19 protein-coding genes are annotated in these 17,515 nt (G+C 42.1%); 14 read left to right on the forward strand and 5 right to left on the reverse strand.

The features are described 5' to 3' along the window. Positions 1 to 3 precede the first annotated feature (3 nt). On the reverse strand, positions 4 to 378 hold the full coding sequence (locus ACTNDQ_RS09755; RefSeq protein ID WP_015535394.1) for a TnpV protein: 375 nt from the start codon (positions 376 to 378) through the stop codon (positions 4 to 6). 37 nt (positions 379 to 415) lie between these two features. Here ACTNDQ_RS09755 and ACTNDQ_RS09760 point away from each other — a divergent pair, with 37 nt between their 5' ends. After that, on the forward strand, positions 416 to 817 hold the full coding sequence (locus ACTNDQ_RS09760; protein WP_268826466.1) for a DUF188 domain-containing protein: 402 nt from the start codon (positions 416 to 418) through the stop codon (positions 815 to 817). An 84-nt stretch (positions 818 to 901) separates the two neighbouring features. Here the strand turns inward: ACTNDQ_RS09760 and ACTNDQ_RS09765 are convergent, their stop codons facing one another. The 4 genes from ACTNDQ_RS09765 to ACTNDQ_RS09780 all read right to left on the reverse strand — a co-directional run bounded on the left by ACTNDQ_RS09765 (position 902) and on the right by ACTNDQ_RS09780 (position 2,962). Further along, positions 902 to 1,426 (reverse strand): flavodoxin family protein, encoded by a 525-nt coding sequence (locus ACTNDQ_RS09765; protein WP_055176454.1) that lies wholly within the window; start codon positions 1,424 to 1,426, stop codon positions 902 to 904. A gap of 124 nt (positions 1,427 to 1,550) precedes the next feature. Further along, the gene (locus ACTNDQ_RS09770; protein WP_004613237.1) at positions 1,551 to 1,874 is read right to left on the reverse strand and encodes a hypothetical protein; all 324 of its coding nucleotides are present in this window, start codon (positions 1,872 to 1,874) and stop codon (positions 1,551 to 1,553) included. Between the two features lie 69 nt (positions 1,875 to 1,943). Further along, positions 1,944 to 2,459: an ImmA/IrrE family metallo-endopeptidase gene (locus tag ACTNDQ_RS09775; RefSeq protein WP_235904598.1), complete on the reverse strand. Its 516-nt coding sequence runs from the start codon at positions 2,457 to 2,459 to the stop codon at positions 1,944 to 1,946. Between the two features lie 92 nt (positions 2,460 to 2,551). Continuing rightward, a complete protein-coding gene (locus ACTNDQ_RS09780; protein WP_235232792.1) occupies positions 2,552 to 2,962 on the reverse strand; it encodes a helix-turn-helix domain-containing protein in 411 nt (136 codons plus the stop codon). Between the two features lie 316 nt (positions 2,963 to 3,278). Here ACTNDQ_RS09780 and ACTNDQ_RS09785 point away from each other — a divergent pair, with 316 nt between their 5' ends. From ACTNDQ_RS09785 to ACTNDQ_RS09845, 13 genes are all read left to right on the forward strand, one after another. Further along, positions 3,279 to 4,550 (forward strand): Y-family DNA polymerase, encoded by a 1,272-nt coding sequence (locus tag ACTNDQ_RS09785; RefSeq protein WP_235232793.1) that lies wholly within the window; start codon positions 3,279 to 3,281, stop codon positions 4,548 to 4,550. 15 nt (positions 4,551 to 4,565) lie between these two features. Continuing rightward, complete coding sequence (locus ACTNDQ_RS09790) at positions 4,566 to 4,982, forward strand: YolD-like family protein (protein ID WP_235232794.1); 417 nt, start codon at positions 4,566 to 4,568, stop codon at positions 4,980 to 4,982. A 59-nt stretch (positions 4,983 to 5,041) separates the two neighbouring features. Then, positions 5,042 to 5,170 carry a hypothetical protein gene (locus ACTNDQ_RS09795; protein ID WP_268825326.1) on the forward strand — a complete coding sequence of 43 codons (129 nt, stop codon included), beginning with the start codon at positions 5,042 to 5,044 and terminating at the stop codon, positions 5,168 to 5,170. A 45-nt stretch (positions 5,171 to 5,215) separates the two neighbouring features. Continuing rightward, on the forward strand, positions 5,216 to 5,452 hold the full coding sequence (locus ACTNDQ_RS09800) for a hypothetical protein (RefSeq protein ID WP_154580941.1): 237 nt from the start codon (positions 5,216 to 5,218) through the stop codon (positions 5,450 to 5,452). Between the two features lie 569 nt (positions 5,453 to 6,021). After that, positions 6,022 to 6,618: a sigma factor-like helix-turn-helix DNA-binding protein gene (locus ACTNDQ_RS09805; RefSeq protein ID WP_441064471.1), complete on the forward strand. Its 597-nt coding sequence runs from the start codon at positions 6,022 to 6,024 to the stop codon at positions 6,616 to 6,618. 456 nt (positions 6,619 to 7,074) lie between these two features. Beyond that, entirely contained in the window at positions 7,075 to 12,366 is a 5,292-nt protein-coding gene (locus tag ACTNDQ_RS09810) for a SpaA isopeptide-forming pilin-related protein (RefSeq protein WP_441064472.1), read from the forward strand. Positions 12,367 to 12,474: 108 nt separating this feature from the next. Beyond that, positions 12,475 to 12,786: a hypothetical protein gene (locus ACTNDQ_RS09815; RefSeq protein WP_235232796.1), complete on the forward strand. Its 312-nt coding sequence runs from the start codon at positions 12,475 to 12,477 to the stop codon at positions 12,784 to 12,786. After that, positions 12,758 to 13,510, forward strand: a complete 753-nt coding sequence (locus ACTNDQ_RS09820; protein WP_235232797.1) for a phage antirepressor KilAC domain-containing protein — start codon at positions 12,758 to 12,760, stop codon at positions 13,508 to 13,510. Before ACTNDQ_RS09815 ends, ACTNDQ_RS09820 begins: the two co-directional genes overlap by 29 nt. Beyond that, on the forward strand, positions 13,511 to 14,071 hold the full coding sequence (locus tag ACTNDQ_RS09825) for a PcfB family protein (RefSeq protein ID WP_235232798.1): 561 nt from the start codon (positions 13,511 to 13,513) through the stop codon (positions 14,069 to 14,071). 92 nt (positions 14,072 to 14,163) lie between these two features. Further along, a complete protein-coding gene (locus ACTNDQ_RS09830; RefSeq protein ID WP_441064504.1) occupies positions 14,164 to 15,948 on the forward strand; it encodes a VirD4-like conjugal transfer protein, CD1115 family in 1,785 nt (594 codons plus the stop codon). Beyond that, positions 15,938 to 16,240: a hypothetical protein gene (locus ACTNDQ_RS09835; protein ID WP_235232809.1), complete on the forward strand. Its 303-nt coding sequence runs from the start codon at positions 15,938 to 15,940 to the stop codon at positions 16,238 to 16,240. The genes ACTNDQ_RS09830 and ACTNDQ_RS09835 overlap by 11 nt, the downstream gene beginning before the upstream one ends. Positions 16,241 to 16,399: 159 nt before the next feature. Continuing rightward, a complete protein-coding gene (locus ACTNDQ_RS09840; RefSeq protein ID WP_154580940.1) occupies positions 16,400 to 16,615 on the forward strand; it encodes a Maff2 family mobile element protein in 216 nt (71 codons plus the stop codon). A gap of 19 nt (positions 16,616 to 16,634) precedes the next feature. Continuing rightward, positions 16,635 to 17,507, forward strand: coding sequence for a VirB6/TrbL-like conjugal transfer protein, CD1112 family (locus ACTNDQ_RS09845; protein WP_154432965.1), 873 nt, complete (start codon positions 16,635 to 16,637; stop codon positions 17,505 to 17,507). The last annotated feature ends 8 nt before the right edge of the window (positions 17,508 to 17,515 follow it).

Below are 17,515 nucleotides of genomic sequence, written 5' to 3' on the forward strand. Positions count from 1 at the left end.
TGTTTATGCAAAAATAATTTCCTTTTCCACAATCTCCCTCGCACAAGCCCTTATGTTATTCGTTCTTCCAGTCCATTCTAAGGCGTTTTCTTCCTTTAGGCATTCCGTTATGCCCTGTGCTTGCTTCATGCCCTCTATGAGCCGTTCAAAGTGTTCCTGTGCCTGTCTGTCAATGTCGGCAAGGTAAGCATTGAGCCTGCCGCTTGTGAGAAGATTGGTGTATGTAATTTTGCGGTACTCCCGCAGATAGTCCAAGTGCCGCCGTCCGAATAAGTCTATCGACTGTTCCTTTTCGGGTGGTATGGTAAGGCAGGGTAAAATGTATTCGCCTTGCCGTTCGTATCTGCCGCCCATTTCCTCAAAGATTGATTGTACCATTTGTTTTTCCTCCAAATAAGATATTCACTCCATACTCATGTCTGCTATCATTAACACAATTTACGTTTTCTCCTTATCTGGTTTCATACATGTTTTATATTCAGATTACAGTGAAGTAATCACAGTGGGAGCCGGTGCTGATGCAGTAGATTTTAAACTGGTCAGTCTGTGCCAGAAAGGAGACATTGTTGTAACGCAGGATTATGGTGTCGCGGCAATGATTCTGGGTAAAGGTGCATATGGTATCCATCAGAGCGGTAAATGGTATACAGATGAAAATATAGATCAGATGCTGATGGAACGACATTTGACGAAGAAAGCCAGAAACTCAAAGAAAAAACATCATTTGAAAGGTCCGGCAAAGCGGACAGAGGCAGACGATAAAAGGTTTGAAGTGTCTTTGAATAAATTGATCGAGATGTATATTAAGGATAGGTAGTACAAAAATCAGGACGTAGGTTTTCAATCCCCTACGTCCTGATTTTTTTATTCCAATTCTACAAACTGGAATTTGGTGTGTGCTTTATAAATTTTTTCCAATCCACTCAAGTTCGTTCATGGAATCCTTATTTTTTTCAAGTTCATCTCTGGCTGTTGCATAATATGATTTTTTGAAAAGCATATCCCATGAAAGATATTTTGCCATACAGTCAAACTGCTTATCAATCAGCTCATACTGGATGCTGCCTACGGGAGAACCACCTACAACAATTGTGCCAACTTTTTTGTTTTTTAACTGCAATCCACGGCAGTAGCACTTATCAATGATAAGTTTCAATTGTGCTGACATTCCCCACCAATAAACTGGTGTAGCAAAAAGAATCATATCTGCGGCAGCAATTTTATCAATGGTAGAATTTGTATCATCCTTATCGACGCATCCCTTAGAGCATTGACAGACACCACATCCCTTGCATGGTGCAATGTTGAGTTTGTCGGGTTCAATGATTTCAATTTTATTCTTTTCTGACGCTCCTTTTATAAATGCATTGATTGCTGCCAGCGTATTTCCTTTTCTGGCACTTCCATTAATGATTACAATTTTCATGCGTGTATCCTCCAACTTCCGATTTTAATGTCTCTATTATACCATAATGATACTATTATAAAAAAGGAAAAAGAGCTCCTTCGAGCTCTTTTGATTCAGTTCTGTAAACTTGAATTTGACTTGCCTATTTTCTTAAAATCTCATGTGGAGCTTCTATTTCATTTGCCAAGGTATGCTCTGTTAATTCTGACATCAATTTCAATTTTTTATTAATCAATGGTCGCATACAATTAGGAACATGTTCCTGATGTGCTCTGTGGATTGCTACACATTCCTTACAGTTTCCGTGATAACGACAGGCTTTCAGGCAAGGACAGTGATCTTTGTCTTTATACTCCTTACGAAATTCCGCTGCAAATTCTTCTTGCAGTCTCAGCCCCTCGACACGGTTTCCCTTATGAAATTCTACCATTGCATCCAGTTCTTTCTGGTTCCCTTCAATCTTCATGTTATTATAGCGCCTCCATTTCAACTATTCCTCATTTTCTGATAAATTCCGATTTGTTTAATTCTTATTCTATTTCGCCAGAAAATTACTCTGTATCTCCATCGGCATATGATAAGCCTGCCCGCGTTTCATCAGGCTGTAGAGCTTGAAGCTCATGAGTTCCGGGCTGGCATTCAGGCTGCTACAGAATCCAAAATAATTCAGGTCTTCGTTCTTGGACATTTCAGCCACATCGTCGTCTTCGAGAAGAAGATCTGCAGCAAACAGATTGGCTTCATATTCTGTAGAATCCATCATATTGTAAAGCACATCATCCTTCATGGGAGCCATTTTCAGCTGTGACCGGTGCAGGATGATATGCCCCAGTTCGTGTGCAGCAACGATGCGCTGCTCTTCTTCAGAAAGGAAACTGCTGATCATGACATAGATCGTCTGGCAGCTCATGAAGCAGTAACCTTTTAATTTCTTATAATTCGATGTTTCTCCGACTACGACGTTCATGCAGTCGAGAAGTTCAAAAGGGTCTCTGGTCTTAAAGCGTTTGACCAGTTTTTCCACTTTTGCGTAGATATAACTATTTCCCAAATAAATCACCTCAAAAGATCCGTTATCTCAAAGATGCGGAGAGTTCCCCACAAGTATAATGTACTCCAAATGCTGTACAATAAAAAGGACACTTACTTTTCATTGAGATACTTTTTCGGTGTAAACTTCTTGGCACGTCTTTTGGAATCCAGATAAAGCATCTGGATCTCATCCATGAAAGCGGTTTTATCTTCATCAGATAATTCTCCACCGGCGAACATAGCGGCTGCCTGTTCCAGAATTTGCTGTGCCTGTCTGGCTCCTCTGGATCCATATTGTTCTGTGGCTTCTGTAATAAAGGATTCCTCTTCTGTCATGAGATAAGAAACATCACATCCCAAAGTATCCGCAAGTTTCTGATAAAGTTCATGCTGTTTTGGATAACGTCCTTCTTTCTCCCATCCGCCCACTGTTCTTAAAGATACACCGACTGCCTGAGCCAGTTGGGTTTGGCTCATATCCTTTGTCTTTCTCAATGTTTTTACTTTCTCACCGAATGTCATAACAATACCTCATTTCTAAGCTATTTCAGGTTTATTGACTTATCCCGGAGCAAAAGCAGGAAAGTAATTTCCTAAAATACGCAAGTTAACTCTTGACAATGCGAAATTGATTGCCTATAATGTGAATCACAACAGATAAGCAATTACTTGCATATAATATAAACAATATTTCCTATAATGTCAATATTAATCTCTTATAAATTGCCTATTTTAGCGGGTTTTCAGTTGTATTATTGCATCTGGAATGTGAATAAATGACGTAGGAAGAAGCAATTAGAAGAGAAAATAGGAAATTACGTGCAAAAGAGGTGAAAAAATGGGACGTCAGAAGTCTTTTATCTGTATCGATCTGAAATCCTTCTATGCGTCCGTCGAGTGTGTAGAAAGAGGCCTTGATCCATTTAAGACAAATCTGGTCGTTGCGGATCCGACAAGATCACAGTCTACGATCTGCCTGGCTATTACTCCGGCTATGAAGAAGCTGGGGGTGAAGAACCGGTGCCGCATCCATGAGATTCCGGCAGGTATTGAATATATTACAGCCATGCCGAGAATGCAGTTGTACATTGATTATTCTGCCAGAATATACAGTATCTATCTCCGGTATGTTTCCAAAGAGGACATTCATGTATACAGTATTGATGAATGTTTTATGGATGTGACGAATTATCTGTCCCTTTATCATATGACAGGAAAGGAAATGGCGGTTGAGCTTATGGATGCGGTGATGAAAGAAACCGGTATTACTGCTACTGCAGGGATCGGTACGAACCTGTATCTGGCAAAGGTTGCCATGGATATTGTGGCAAAACATGTGGAGGATCACATTGGTATTTTGAACGAGATATCCTACAGACAGCAGTTATGGGATCATCGTCCGCTCAGTGATTTCTGGAGGATTGGTTCCAGAACAGAAAAGAAACTTGCCGGTTATGGAATCCATACCATGGGAGATATTGCTTATACGTCTGTTACATCTGAGGAGTGGCTCTATAAGATGTTTGGAATCGATGCAGAACTGCTGATTGATCATGCCTGGGGGCTGGAATCCTGTGATATTCATGATATCAAGAATTACCACACGGAGGAACACAGCCTGTCTAACGGGCAGGTCCTCATGCGGAATTACTCTTTTGAGGAGGCAGCGGTGGTTGTCCGGGAAATGACAGACGTTCTTGTTCTGGATCTGGTGTCTAAAGGATTGATCACTGGCTCTGTCACACTTTGGATTGCTTATGATCATCGATATGAGCGGCCTTCATCCCATGGGACCGTGCGGCTGACATCTTTGACAAACAGTTCCAGCACTATCATGGATGAAGTGGATAAACTGTATCAGAAAATTACAGACCGTCATACAGGGATCCGGAGGATCGAGATCTGCGCCAACCGGGTCATGCCGGAAGGATATCTGCAGTATGATCTGTTTACAGATCCGGCTACAGTCGAAAAGGAAAAGAACTTACAGCAGGCTATTCTGGATGTAAAAAAGAAATATGGAAAAAATGCGATTATGCGGGGAGCTAATCTGCTTGACTGCTCTACATACAGAGAACGAAATAATCAGATTGGCGGTCATCGTGCATAAGGAGGTGCATAGATCATGATGGCAAGTGCGTATGCAAAATTAATTTATATGCCAAGACCGGTGTCCAACCGGCGAAAGATGGATGTGGGACACCGGGCAAAGCAGTTTGCACCGTTTGCTGCTCTTCGGGGATTTGAAGAGTCGGTCCGGAAAAAAGAGATCCTTTATGAATCCAGAAAGGATCTGTCTGAGGAAAAGAAGCAGGAACTGGACAGAAAGTTACAGTATCTTTCTACAGGTATGTGGATTCAGGCAACATATTTTGTCGAGAGTATGGAATTTCCGGGAAAAGGAAAGCTTTGTACCATTGAAGGAACTGTGGAATTCTTTGATCTGCAGATCCATCTCCGGATTGGAGATACAGAGATACCAATTTCAGATATTACAGATCTGTCTGGAAATGTGTTTGAAATATTAGAAGAACCCTGTTAATTATTTTTGTGGAAGTTTCCGCAAAACCGGCGGCGAGTGGGAGCTGACAGGAAGCGGAAATGAAAACAACAGATTGTCAAAGCCAGTCTGAATATGGAAATCGTGATTGCCCGCGCAGCTTTGGCGCTTACGGAATGGACAACCATGATGCTCATAAGGCGGATTTTTATTTCCCTTGGATCCGTTGAGTAATAAATGAAAGATCATATGTTATTGCTTAAAGGAGGAAGCCTATGGGATCAGGTAATATTAAATGGCATGTACACTGCTCTGTCTGTGGAGCATTTCTGGAGAAAAGTGCACAGAGCGATTCAGAAGTGGATTGCAAAAAATGCAGGAGTACATTGGAAATTTTGGTCAAAGATGATATTGTCTCTGTCCGTCCTCTGGTCATCCGGGATGAACAGTTGAAAGAAAGGATGTCCGTTTATTCCAGGAAGTTTATGAATCCTTCCGGAAAGAAATCATAAAAGTGAATAAGAATGAGATATCCGGCAGGGCGGTGAATTTGGCTGGAACCATCAAGACTGCACCGGATATCAAGAGTTTGTCAAGGAGCTGAATCTGACTGGAATCATTAAGAGCCCGGCAAAACATTTGTAACTGGTTTATGGAATCATTTTCGATTCTGTACGATCAAGTGCATTTGTTTTGCCGGTTTTTTTATTTTTTTCAAGATCCATGTTGTATAAGAACCCTTGAGACTTTGGATAGATAGAGGGATTTTTTATTCTGAAAACACAGGAAAAATATGAAAAACAGAATATCTGCAAAAATGAAAGGCCTCAAAAAGTTGTTTATTATGCAATGAAAAGAGAATAAGGAGGTAGAACACATCAGAGAAAAAGGTAGCTGAGGAGTCGCGGACTCCCGTTTAAAAAAAACGGGTTGGTCCGGGACTGTTTCCGCTACCAATTTTTATATTCCAAACAAATGCAGACTGGATCACCCGTAGCCGCAAGGCAGAAAGGTGGTCCATATGATGACATTAAAAGACTTAAAGAAGAGAGTTCCGGTTGCAGACGAGAAAAAAGTGATTTTGAGAAAAAAGGAGCTTTTGAATACAGGTGCGGAAATTGTTGTAAAAGAAATTATCGAAGATGGTGTGGAAATCAGTGTTTATGATAACGGATATGTTTTGTATGAAGAGGGAAGACATAGAACTGTTTTTCGCTTACATGAATGTAAGGACTATGATTACAGCGCGGTAGATGGCAGAAAAGATGCTTTTGGAGCAGACTTTTTTGAAAACGAAAACTGGTACATCTTACCGCTGATGGTTGGTATGGATCGTGTAGAAGACAGCAGACGGAGAATTCTGTCAAATCATAAAGTGATTTCTATTGATATTGAGGAGAATGATTTCTTTAGTATCAAAGCCCGTTGTGTACCTGATATGACAGAAAAAGTGCTTTGGAATGAAATGATGAGAGAAATTTCAGATCTTTTGAATGAACGACAGAGATATGCAGTAATTGCATATTATTGTGAAGGTGCATCTCAGGCTGAGATTGCAAAGAATCTCGAAATCTCTCAGCAGGCAGCTAGTGGACTGATCCAGAGAGCACTTGTGATTATCCGTAACTATATGCAAGTTAATCCAAGTGATGTCAAAAGAAAAAGAAATAAAAAATAATTTTCAATCCATGTTGTATAAGAGGCTCTGAATCTTTGGATAGGTATAAGGATTTATTTCCGACGTACCTTGAAAACTTCATAGCCTGCCCAGAATGATACCTGGCTTGAATATGCATCTTTCGCGTATCTGGCCAGAGCATACGTTTCGGAAATATGGAAACCGAAACAGGAACGGGTCTGGGAATGAAAACAGGAAAATGCTCAAAATAGAATATTTATTTGTCTGAATCCAAATCGGAGGATGACAGTAGAAACCATGTGGCGGTGTTTACAGAGATTCGTGAATACCGCCACATCTTTGTGCTGTTATCTCAGAAATCACGAGATTTGCGTGAGTGCTGACTGTCCCAAATAGTACAAATCTGAAACGAGAGGAGGATGTGAGGAAAATGAAGTGATATGAAATTTTACACTGAAACATTTCGTATACAGACAAATAAGAAAGGATGAGAACATGAAATTTAAAAGAAAAACAATGAGAATTGTATCAGGTATGCTGACAGCTATTACACTGTTTACCAATGCCCTTTCTCCGGTAATTGCTTATGCTGCTCCCGCAGATGAAGCTGACAGTAGAATCCCTTATTACGAGGAAATTAAAGATCAGCTGGATCAGGATGAAGTGGTAACTGCCAGAGATATCGAAGTAACGGTTGGGTCTGGATTCGATGTAAAAGCAGACTTTTCCGGAATTGAGATTCCGGACAGTGAAAAAGCCAAAGTGAAGCTCATGGCAGCCCAGAATGATGAAGGGAAAGAGTTTTCTACGGATCATGCAGATATCTATAAAACGGTATATTCTGTTGAACCCCAGAAAACAGATCATCCGGTGTATCAGATCAGCAGAAACATTACGGTAAAAGATGTTTCAAAAGAAGCTGACACTACTGTGAATTCGGATAGTTCTTCAGATCAGGATTCCGGTACCGGGGAAACAGAAGAATCTGAGGATAGTGATGATGAATCGGAAACGGATTCTTCCGAAATGAAACAGCCGGAAACGGATGAAGCGGTAAATGTATCAGAAGCTGAGACAGAAACAGAGGTTACCGGGAAAGAAATCACCGAGGAAGAATTTGATGCAGAGATCGAATCAACGGAAAATCAGGAGACGGTTGATCCGGAAACCGGTACTACTCTTTCAGAAGTTATGGAAGAGGCGGTAGATCAGGGAATTGCCTTAAATGAACTGGAAGCCGGAGAAATGGTCACTTTTGAAATGCCGATGCTTTTAGCGGCTGCAGAAACCGGTAGCCAGTCCGTATCTATTACAAGAGGCAGCTGGTATCATTATGCTGATTATGGATTAGGTTCTTACATTACAGCACCATATTATGTGTCCTGGGGTGGAATCAAAGCGACAGCATATTGTGTTCAGCCATCTAAGAATGGACCGGATGATGGTACGTACTCTATTACAAAATTATCTGATGGCAAGACTCTGGCAAAGGTTTGTTACTATGGAACAAAAGCCAGTGACGAGAATGGATTCTTTGATGAAAAACACCCGGATTTCTCTGCTGGTAAGAGATTTATTATCACACACCTTGCGGCAGCATATGCCAACGGATCCAGTGACTGGGATTCCGGTACGAACGCAACCGGACGGTCTCTTGCTAAGGAGCTTTATAACTACTGTATCAATATGCCGGATATCCCGGATGTGGATATGAGCTTTTCTGATAGTGATGTGAACGCTTATGTGGAAGGAAATATCCAGAGAACAAAGACGATTACATTCAAAGCAGATGAATTGCAGACCATTACCTTTAAACTTCCACAGGGAGTAAAGCTTGTGAATGTGACTACCGGCAAAACCAGTGCGGCAGGTGCGAGTGTTGAAATCTGCGGTGGAACACAGTTCTATCTTACTGCCCCACTATCTCAGGCTGAGGATGTGGGTGCTTTATTCTCTTCAAAGATGAAAGGAAGCATTGATAAAGAGTATTCTGCCTATAAGATAACAACAGGATCTTCCACACAGGATCTTGCACTGGTATTTGGTGAAGGTGTCGGAAATGAAAAGTATGTGGATTTCAAAGTAACATGGACCAAGGAATGTTATATTTCTATCGTGAAAAAAGACAGTGAGACATCTAATACTCTGGCCGGTGCGGTTTATGGTATCTATAGCGATGCTGCATGTACACAGCTGATCAAACAGATGCCGGCAACGGATGCCAATGGTGCAGCAAAAGTTACGATTGAGAAGACACAGGAAGTTGTATATCTGAAAGAAATCTCCGTTCCGACAGGATATACGATTGATGCAAAAGCTTACAATGTAACATTGAATATTGGAAAAACATCCAATATGAATGTGACCGATAAACGAGTGACAGCAACGATTTCCCTTCATAAGCAGGATGCCGAGACAGGAAATACCCCACAGGGTGATGCAACGTTGAAAGGTGCTGTTTATGGCTTATTTGCACGTGAGGATATTGTACATCCGGATGGGAAAACAGGTGTCCTTTATAAGAAAGGAACCCAGATCACATCCCTGACTACAGATAAAAACGGACAGGCTTCGGTTTCCAATTTGTATCTGGGAAAATATTATTTTAAAGAGCTGACTCCTCCGGTTGGATATCTGCTGGATCAGGAAGAACATGAGGTAGACTGCTCTTACGAAGGTGCAAATGTACCAGTTGTAGAAAGAAAAGCAATTTCCAAAGAAGATGTGATCAAACAGCCATTTCAGATTATCAAGGCAGCGAATAACGGGAAAACAGATGCCGATCTTTTGAAAGGTATTGGTTTCTCTGCCTGGCTGGCAAGTGATCTGAAAGTAAAAGCAGATGGGTCTTATGATTTCTCTTCTGCGAATCCAGTTGTTATCACAGCAGATGGAAAAACAGAGATGTTTACAGATGAAAAGGGTTATGCCTGCTCTATTCCACTTCCGTATGGAACATACGTGGTAAAAGAGACAACCAGTAAACACAACTATGAACCGGTGGATGATTTTATCGTTACAATCAATGAGAATCACCCAGACACTCCGCAGGTATGGCGTGTGCTTCTAGATAAGGAATTTGAGGCAAAGCTGAAGATCATCAAGAAAGATGATGAAACAAAGAAGAGTGTGCTTCTGGCAAATACAGAATTTAAAGTATATGATCTGGATCATCAGAAATATGTCGAGCAGGTTACTACTTATCCTTCTACCAAAGTTCACAAATCATATTTTACCGATGCGAATGGATATCTGATCCTTCCGAACAATTTGAAGATCGGAAATTACAGAATCGAAGAAGTGACTGCGCCGGAGGGATATACACAGTCTTCTGCTTATGTAACGGTATCTGTAGATACTAACACAGCCTATATGATCGATCCGACCAGTAAAGATGCCATTATCGAAGTGGAATATGAGAATCATCCGGTTAAGGGAGACCTGACCATTTTCAAACAGGGAGAACTTCTTGCCGGTTATGATCATGATTTCCAGTATGAGCTGTGTGGACTGAAAGGCGTTACATTTGAAGTATATGCTGCAGAAGATATTTTTACTGCCGATCATCAGGTGGATGAAAATGGAAACCGTACCTTGTATTATGCAAAGGATGCCCTGGTGGCAAAAGTAACTACGGATGAAGATGGATATGCGTATGTGAAAGATCTTCCTCTTGGCGAATATTATGTAAAAGAATCCAAGGCACCGGAAGGATTTGTTCACAATGAGAACAGTGAAAAAGCTGTTTTTGTATATGCAGATCAGAATACCCCGGTTGTATTTGACCAGGTGTCCTTCACCAATGAAAGACAGAAAGTGTCGATTTCTGTCGAGAAACAGGATGCAGATAATGGAAATGTCGTACCGGGTGCTGTCTTCGGAATCTACAATGCCGAAGATATCATCAATAAAGATGGCCAGGTAATCATAAAAGCAGATACCCTGCTTCAGGAGATGACTTCCGATGAAGATGGTCAGGCAAAATGTACACTGGATCTGCCTCTCGGACAGTATTATGTGAAAGAGCTTCATGCTCCTGCCGGTTTTGTTTCTTCTGATGAGATCCTGAGCTTTGATGCTTCTTATCAGGGACAGGACATTCAGACCGTTGAGTTGAAAGCAGTTAAGAAAAACGAGCCGACAGTTGTGAAAATCACGAAGTCCGATATCACCACAGGCGAAGAACTGGATGGTGCGTACCTGCAGGTACTTGACCAGAATGGAAATATCATCGACAGCTGGGAGTCTTCCAAAGACGAATCCCATGTGATCAAACGTCTGACCGTTGGAGAGACCTATATACTTCGCGAACAATTTGCTCCGTATGGATATCTTGTTGCAAATGATATCACCTTTACGATTGAAGATACTGCAGAAATCCAGAAAGTGGAAATGAAAGACGAGGTGCCGGTTGCAGAACTAATCCTGAATAAAAAGGGAGAATTCCTGAATGAGGTGTCTCTTGTAGATCAGATCAAAGGTGTGGTGGAACATATTTTCCATTATATTACCGGCAGCCTGACCGATGTTACTTTCGAAGTATATGCAGAGGAAGATATCAAGGCTGCGGATGGTGTCAGCGAAGATTATTATAAGGCAGATGAGCTGGTGGCAACGATGACGACAGATGAAACCGGCATTACAAAACTGAGTAATCTTCCACTGGGCAAATACTATGTCAAAGAAGTGGGAACAGCTCACGGATATGTTTTGGATTCAGAAATCCGTCATGTGGATCTAAGCTATGTGGATCAGAATACACCGGTTGTAACCTATAATGATGACTGGAAGAATCACCGTCAGAGAGTGATCATTAATCTTGTGAAAAAGGAAAAAGATCAGGATCGTGTTCTGGAAGGCGGCGTCTTTGGTCTTTATGCCAAAGAGGATATCAAGTCTTCTACCACCGGAAAAGTACTGATTGAGGCAGATGAGATTATCGAGCTGAAATCAACTGATGCTGAAGGAAAGATCACCTTTATGACAGATCTTCCGATTGATGCTGAATACTATGTAAAAGAGCTATATGCGCCAGCCGGATTTGTAAATGCAGAGGAAGTACAGGAATTTACTGTTTCCTATGCCGGTGAAAATGAAGATTCTGTTGTTGTCGATCTTACTTTTGAGGATGAAGCAACGACAGTTGAGATCACGAAGACCGATCTGACTGGTGGAAAGGAAATTCCGGGCTGCAAGCTGAAACTGGTGGATGAGGATGGAAATACCGTTGAAGAGTGGACTTCCACAGAAGAGGCTCATGTCATCAAAGAACTGGTAGTTGGTAAGAAATATACTCTGGTAGAAACGCAGCCTGCAGATGGATACGTGACAGCAGAAAGTATAGAGTTTACCGTAGAGAATACTGCTGAGATTCAGAAGCATCAGATGAAGGATGATGTGACAAAAGTGGAAATCTCTAAACAGGATATTGCAGGGAAGGAACTTCCGGGTGCTAAACTCACAATCCTGGACAAGGATGGAAAGGTTGTGGAAAGCTGGACTTCCACAAAAAAAGCACATCATATTGAAATGCTTCCGATTGGAAAATACACGCTTCGTGAAGAAACCGCACCGGATGGATATCTGGTTGCCAATGATGTGGAATTTGAAGTGAAGGATACCGGAGAGGTTCAGCATGTAACAATGGTGGATGAAGCAAAACCGGCTGTTCAGGCTGATACACCGAAAACAGGGGATGAACGCAACATGAAATTGTGGCTGCTCCTGCTCGGTATCGGTGCCGGTGGTCTTGGAGTCGCTTTTGGAATCAGAAGAAAGCGTAAATAGTAACTTAGAAACAAAATAATGACGAACCAGAAGCATAAGGGCATTTGTGGAAATCGGAAAGGAGATCCATGAATGCCCTTAATGCATTTCAGAAAGATGAGGAAAAACATGGGAAGAAAAGAAACGATATTACCGGGAGCAAAGATTGATGGAAGAAAGTATCTGGAAGACAAGCCAAAGTCTTGTGACTACTGCTACTGGTGGCAGGGCAAAAACAAAGGTTGTATTCTGCCGGAATGTTATTACCTGATGCCGGAGGAAAAGAAGGAGCCAAATGATTATGAGGAAGGGAACTGCAGAACCTGCCCTTATGGGAAGCATACACCCTGTATCGGATACTGTATTGCAAAGCTCCAAAAAGAAATGCGCGGGAAAAAAGGAGGCGGATGCTATGATACCGATGCTGCGAGTGGAAGTTAAAAATGACCGTCCCTTAATCTGTGCCAGAGAACTGTATGAGGCTCTGGGTATTAAGACACAGTACAGTGTCTGGATCGACCGTATTATTTCCCTTGGTTTTGTGAGTGGTCAGGACTTTTATCCAAAAATGAATAAAAGTACCGGTGGCAGATGCAGTGTTGATCATTATATTACAGTGGATATGGCAAAACACATCTGTATGCTCCTTCGAAATGAGAAAGGAAAACTGTATCGCCAGTATTTTCTGGAGCTGGAAAAAGCATGGAATCAGCCGGAACAGGTGATGGCAAGAGCATTGCAGCTGGCCAATTCCCAGATTGCAAAGCTGCAGGAACAATGTACGGAGCTTGGCGACCAGCTGATCAAACATCAGATGCTTCTGGAAGATATGGCACCAAAGGCTGCTTATCTGGATCTGATCATGAATTCCCCCTCATCTGTTCTGGTCACACAGATTGCAAAAGATTATGGATACAGCGCGGTTTCATTTAACCGGCTTCTTCATGATTTTAGGATCCAGTATAAAGTTAATGACCAATGGGTGTTATATGCTGATTATGCCGGGAAGGGTTATGTCCAGAGCAGAACAATCTATATGCATCCAAACCGCACCGGCCCGGTCGTGAGGATCCAGACAGAATGGACACAGAAAGGCAGAAGATTTTTATATGAGTTTTTAAAAGAACAGGGAATTCTTCCCCTGATTGAGAAGGAAGGTGGATAAATGCAGGAAGAGGTAAATGAGAAGATTATTACGCTCAGTGTACAGGGAGCCAGGATTACTGCTTCTATGGTAAAAGCAGCCATGAGAAAGTTTCTTATGGAGCTGGAGCGTGAAGGACAGAAATCATCGCAGATCAAACAGGCAGAAAAGCAGGGACAGGCCAGGGAGCGTGGGATTGAAAAAGAAAAGCAAAGACAGGAAAAGAAAAAGCCCCATGGCAAGCAGACAATCAAGCAGCTGCAGGAACAGGGAGCGCAGCTGACCAATATTCAGATCACAAACCAGAATATCAAATCCTTTGACCGGGTTGCCCGTAAATATGGCATTGATTACAGCCTGAAAAGGGACGACAGTGTGACACCACGAAGATATCTGGTGTTCTTTAAGGCGAAGGATGTGGATGTGATGACAGCTGCATTTAAGGAATATGCAGGAGTTTCCATGAAGAAATCCAAAAAGCCTTCTGTGCGGAAGAAACTGCAGAAGTCTGTGCAGAAGATGAACGTTAAACACCGCCAGAGAGAAAAAGTGAAACAGAAAGTGAGGGGACAGCAGCGATGAGTAAAAAGAAACCAAAAGCCAGAAGTCCGGGAAAGTTGGAAACAGCAATCCAGCAAAGCTTATCAAAGGTCAGTGTTAAAAAGCTGGTTGCTATGAATATTCCCTATCTCATCGCTTTCTATGTGGTAGAGAAATGTGCATGGCTTTACCGGCACTGTATCGGCGGAACTGTGGTTCAAAAGCTTGGTGTTATGCTGATGAATCTTCCAGTAGCTTTCCGGTCGTGGATACCAAGCTTCCACATCCGGGATCTTTTAGCCGGTATCATCGGGGCGTTACTTCTCCGCTGTGTTGTGTACATGAAAGGGAAAAATGCAAAAAAGTTCCGGCAGGGCGAAGAATACGGTTCTGCAAGATGGGGAAATGAAAAAGACATTGAACCATTTATTGATCCGGTATTTGAAAATAATATCATCCTGACACAGACGGAGAGGCTGACTATGAACAGCCGCCCGAAACTTCCGAAGTATGCAAGAAACAAAAATGTGATCGTCATCGGTGGATCCGGATCCGGTAAAACACGATTCTATGTGAAGCCCAACCTCATGCAGATGCCGGATAACGTATCGTATGTGGTCACAGATCCGAAAGGTACCATTATTGTTGAATGCGGCACAATGTTAGTCCGGCATGGATACCGGATCAAGGTACTGAATACGATCAATTTCAAAAAGTCCATGCATTACAACCCATTCCATTATATTCGGAGTGAGAAAGACATTTTGAAACTGGTGAATACGATCATTGCAAATACGAAAGGAGAAGGTGAAAAAGCAGCTGAGGATTTCTGGATAAAAGCGGAACGTCTTCTGTACACCGCCCTTATTGGATATATCTGGTATGAAGCACCGGAGGAAGAACAGAACTTTGCTACTCTTCTGGAATTTATCAATGCCAGTGAAACCAGGGAAGAGGATGAAGAATTTAAAAATGCTGTGGATGAACTGTTTGAGGAACTGGAAGCGGAGAATCCGGAACATTTTGCAGTACGCCAGTACCGCAAATATAAGCTGGCAGCCGGAAAAACTGCCAAATCTATCTTAATTAGCTGTGGTGCCAGATTAGCCCCATTTGATATTGCAGAGCTTCGGGAGCTGACACGATACGATGAGATGGAGCTTGACATGCTGGGAGACCAGAAGACAGCCATGTTTGTCATTATCAGTGATACAGATGACACCTTCAACTTTATTGTTGCTATCATGTATACCCAGCTTTTCAATCTGCTTTGCGATAAAGCAGATGATGAGCATGGAGGAAGATTGCCTTATCATGTCCGTCTGTTGCTGGATGAGTTCAGTAATATCGGGCAGATTCCAAAATTCGACAAGCTGATTGCTACGATCCGAAGCCGCGAAATATCGGCTTCTATTATTTTGCAGTCACAGTCCCAGCTAAAAACAATCTATAAGGATGCGGCAGAAACCATCATAGGCAACTGTGATACGGTCTTATTTCTTGGTGGAAAAGAAAGTTCTACCCTAAAGGAGATATCCGAGACACTGGGGAAAGAGACCATTGATCTGTATAACACATCAGATACCAGAGGGAATAACCGCTCCTATGGACTGAATTATCAGAAGACAGGAAAAGATCTGATGAGCCGGGATGAGCTGGCAGTCATGGATGGCAATAAGTGTATCCTGCAGCTTCGGGGTGTTCGTCCGTTTTTCAGTGACAAATATGATATTACGAAGCACAGAAGGTATAAGGAACTTTCTGATTACAACAGGAAAAATGAGTTCGATATCGAAAAGTATCTGGAACACAAGCTGGTTATTTCCAGGGATACAGCATTTGAAATGCATGAATACGAAATAACGAAAGAAGACATTGCAGCCATAGAGGCTGAGGAAGGAGAACGATATGTGGATTAGAACAATGAGACGCAGGGGGAGAAGTGAATCCCTCTTTGTATTTGAATTTACTTCTATTGAAGAGGATTATATTCCGTTTATCTTTCACATGGAGAAGATTGCAGCATTGATCCCCACGGAAAAGTGTAAAGCATATTTTGGTGAGCTGATCGATAAGCTCCGGTCCAGATGTGATAACCGATATGCCGCAGGAGAGGTGGTAGCTTCGACATTTTTATTTGATGATGAAATGGCAGAGCTGACAACTCATATGGCATATCTGCTTCTGCTTGTGGAGCCTGTAAAGAAATAGGAAGCAGACAGTATTAAGAACCGTTCCATAGGGAGCGGATTTTTTTGTTTGATGGAGGTTTGTATGAGGATAAGAAACAGATCGCCCTGTTCCTGGGGAGACAGGAACACCGGAAAAAGAAAGAAGAAAAGAAAAATCAAATGAAGGAGGAAAAAATATATGGGATTTTTTACGAGCGCAATTAATATTTTGCAGACATTGGTAGTTGCCATCGGGGCCGGCCTTGGAGTCTGGGGTGTCATCAACCTGATGGAAGGTTATGGAAATGACAATCCGGGGGCAAAGTCTCAGGGAATCAAACAGCTTATGAGCGGTGGTGGTGTAATTCTCATCGGTACTCAGTTAATTCCGCTTCTTAGTGGACTGTTTGGTTAAGAGAAAGGAGTAGTTATCCATGTTCGATCAGATTTTTGATGCGATCGAAGAATGGATGAGGGAACTCCTGACAGGGATGATCAATTCCAACCTGGATCAGATGTTTACTGATGTCAATCAGAAAACTGGTGAGATTGCAAGCCAGGTTGGACAGACTCCCCAGGGATGGAATGGCAGCATATTCAGTATGATCCAGAACCTGTCCAATTCGGTAATTTTACCGATTGCAGGTATCATCATTACGTTTGTGCTCTGCTATGAACTAATTTCCATGCTTACTGAGCGTAATAACATGCATGATATTGATACATGGATGTTCTTCAAATACTTTGTGAAGATGTGGATCGCAGTGTATCTGGTAAGCAATACTTTTACCATTACAATGGCTGTTTTTGATGTGGGTCAGCATGTAGTAAATGCTGCATCCGGTGTGGTCACAGGCAGTACTGCCATTGATATCAGCTCGGCACTGACCGATCTGGAGGCTACATTGGAAGCCATGGAGATTGGAGAATTAGTAGTGTTGGCATTGGAAACCCTGATCGTCAGCTTCTGTATGAGAATCATGTCTGTATTGATCACCGTAATTCTATATGGACGTATGATTGAGATTTACCTTTATACTTCGGTCGCGCCGATTCCGTTCGCCACAATGAGCAACAGAGAGTGGGGACAGATCGGAACCAATTATTTCAGAGGACTCTTTGCCCTGGCATTCCAGGCATTTCTGATGATGGTTTGCGTCGCTATCTATGCTGTGCTGGTAGCGGGTATCCAGTATTCAGATAATCTGAGTTCTTCATTATTTGGCGTAATGGCTTATACAGTCATCCTGTGTTTCAGTTTGTTTAAGACAGGATCCCTGAGCAAGTCGATTTTTAATGCCCATTAAATTAATCA

This window comes from Blautia massiliensis (ex Liu et al. 2021) (assembly GCF_052064225.1).
GTDB classification, from domain to species: Bacteria; Bacillota; Clostridia; order Lachnospirales; family Lachnospiraceae; genus Blautia_A; species Blautia_A fusiformis.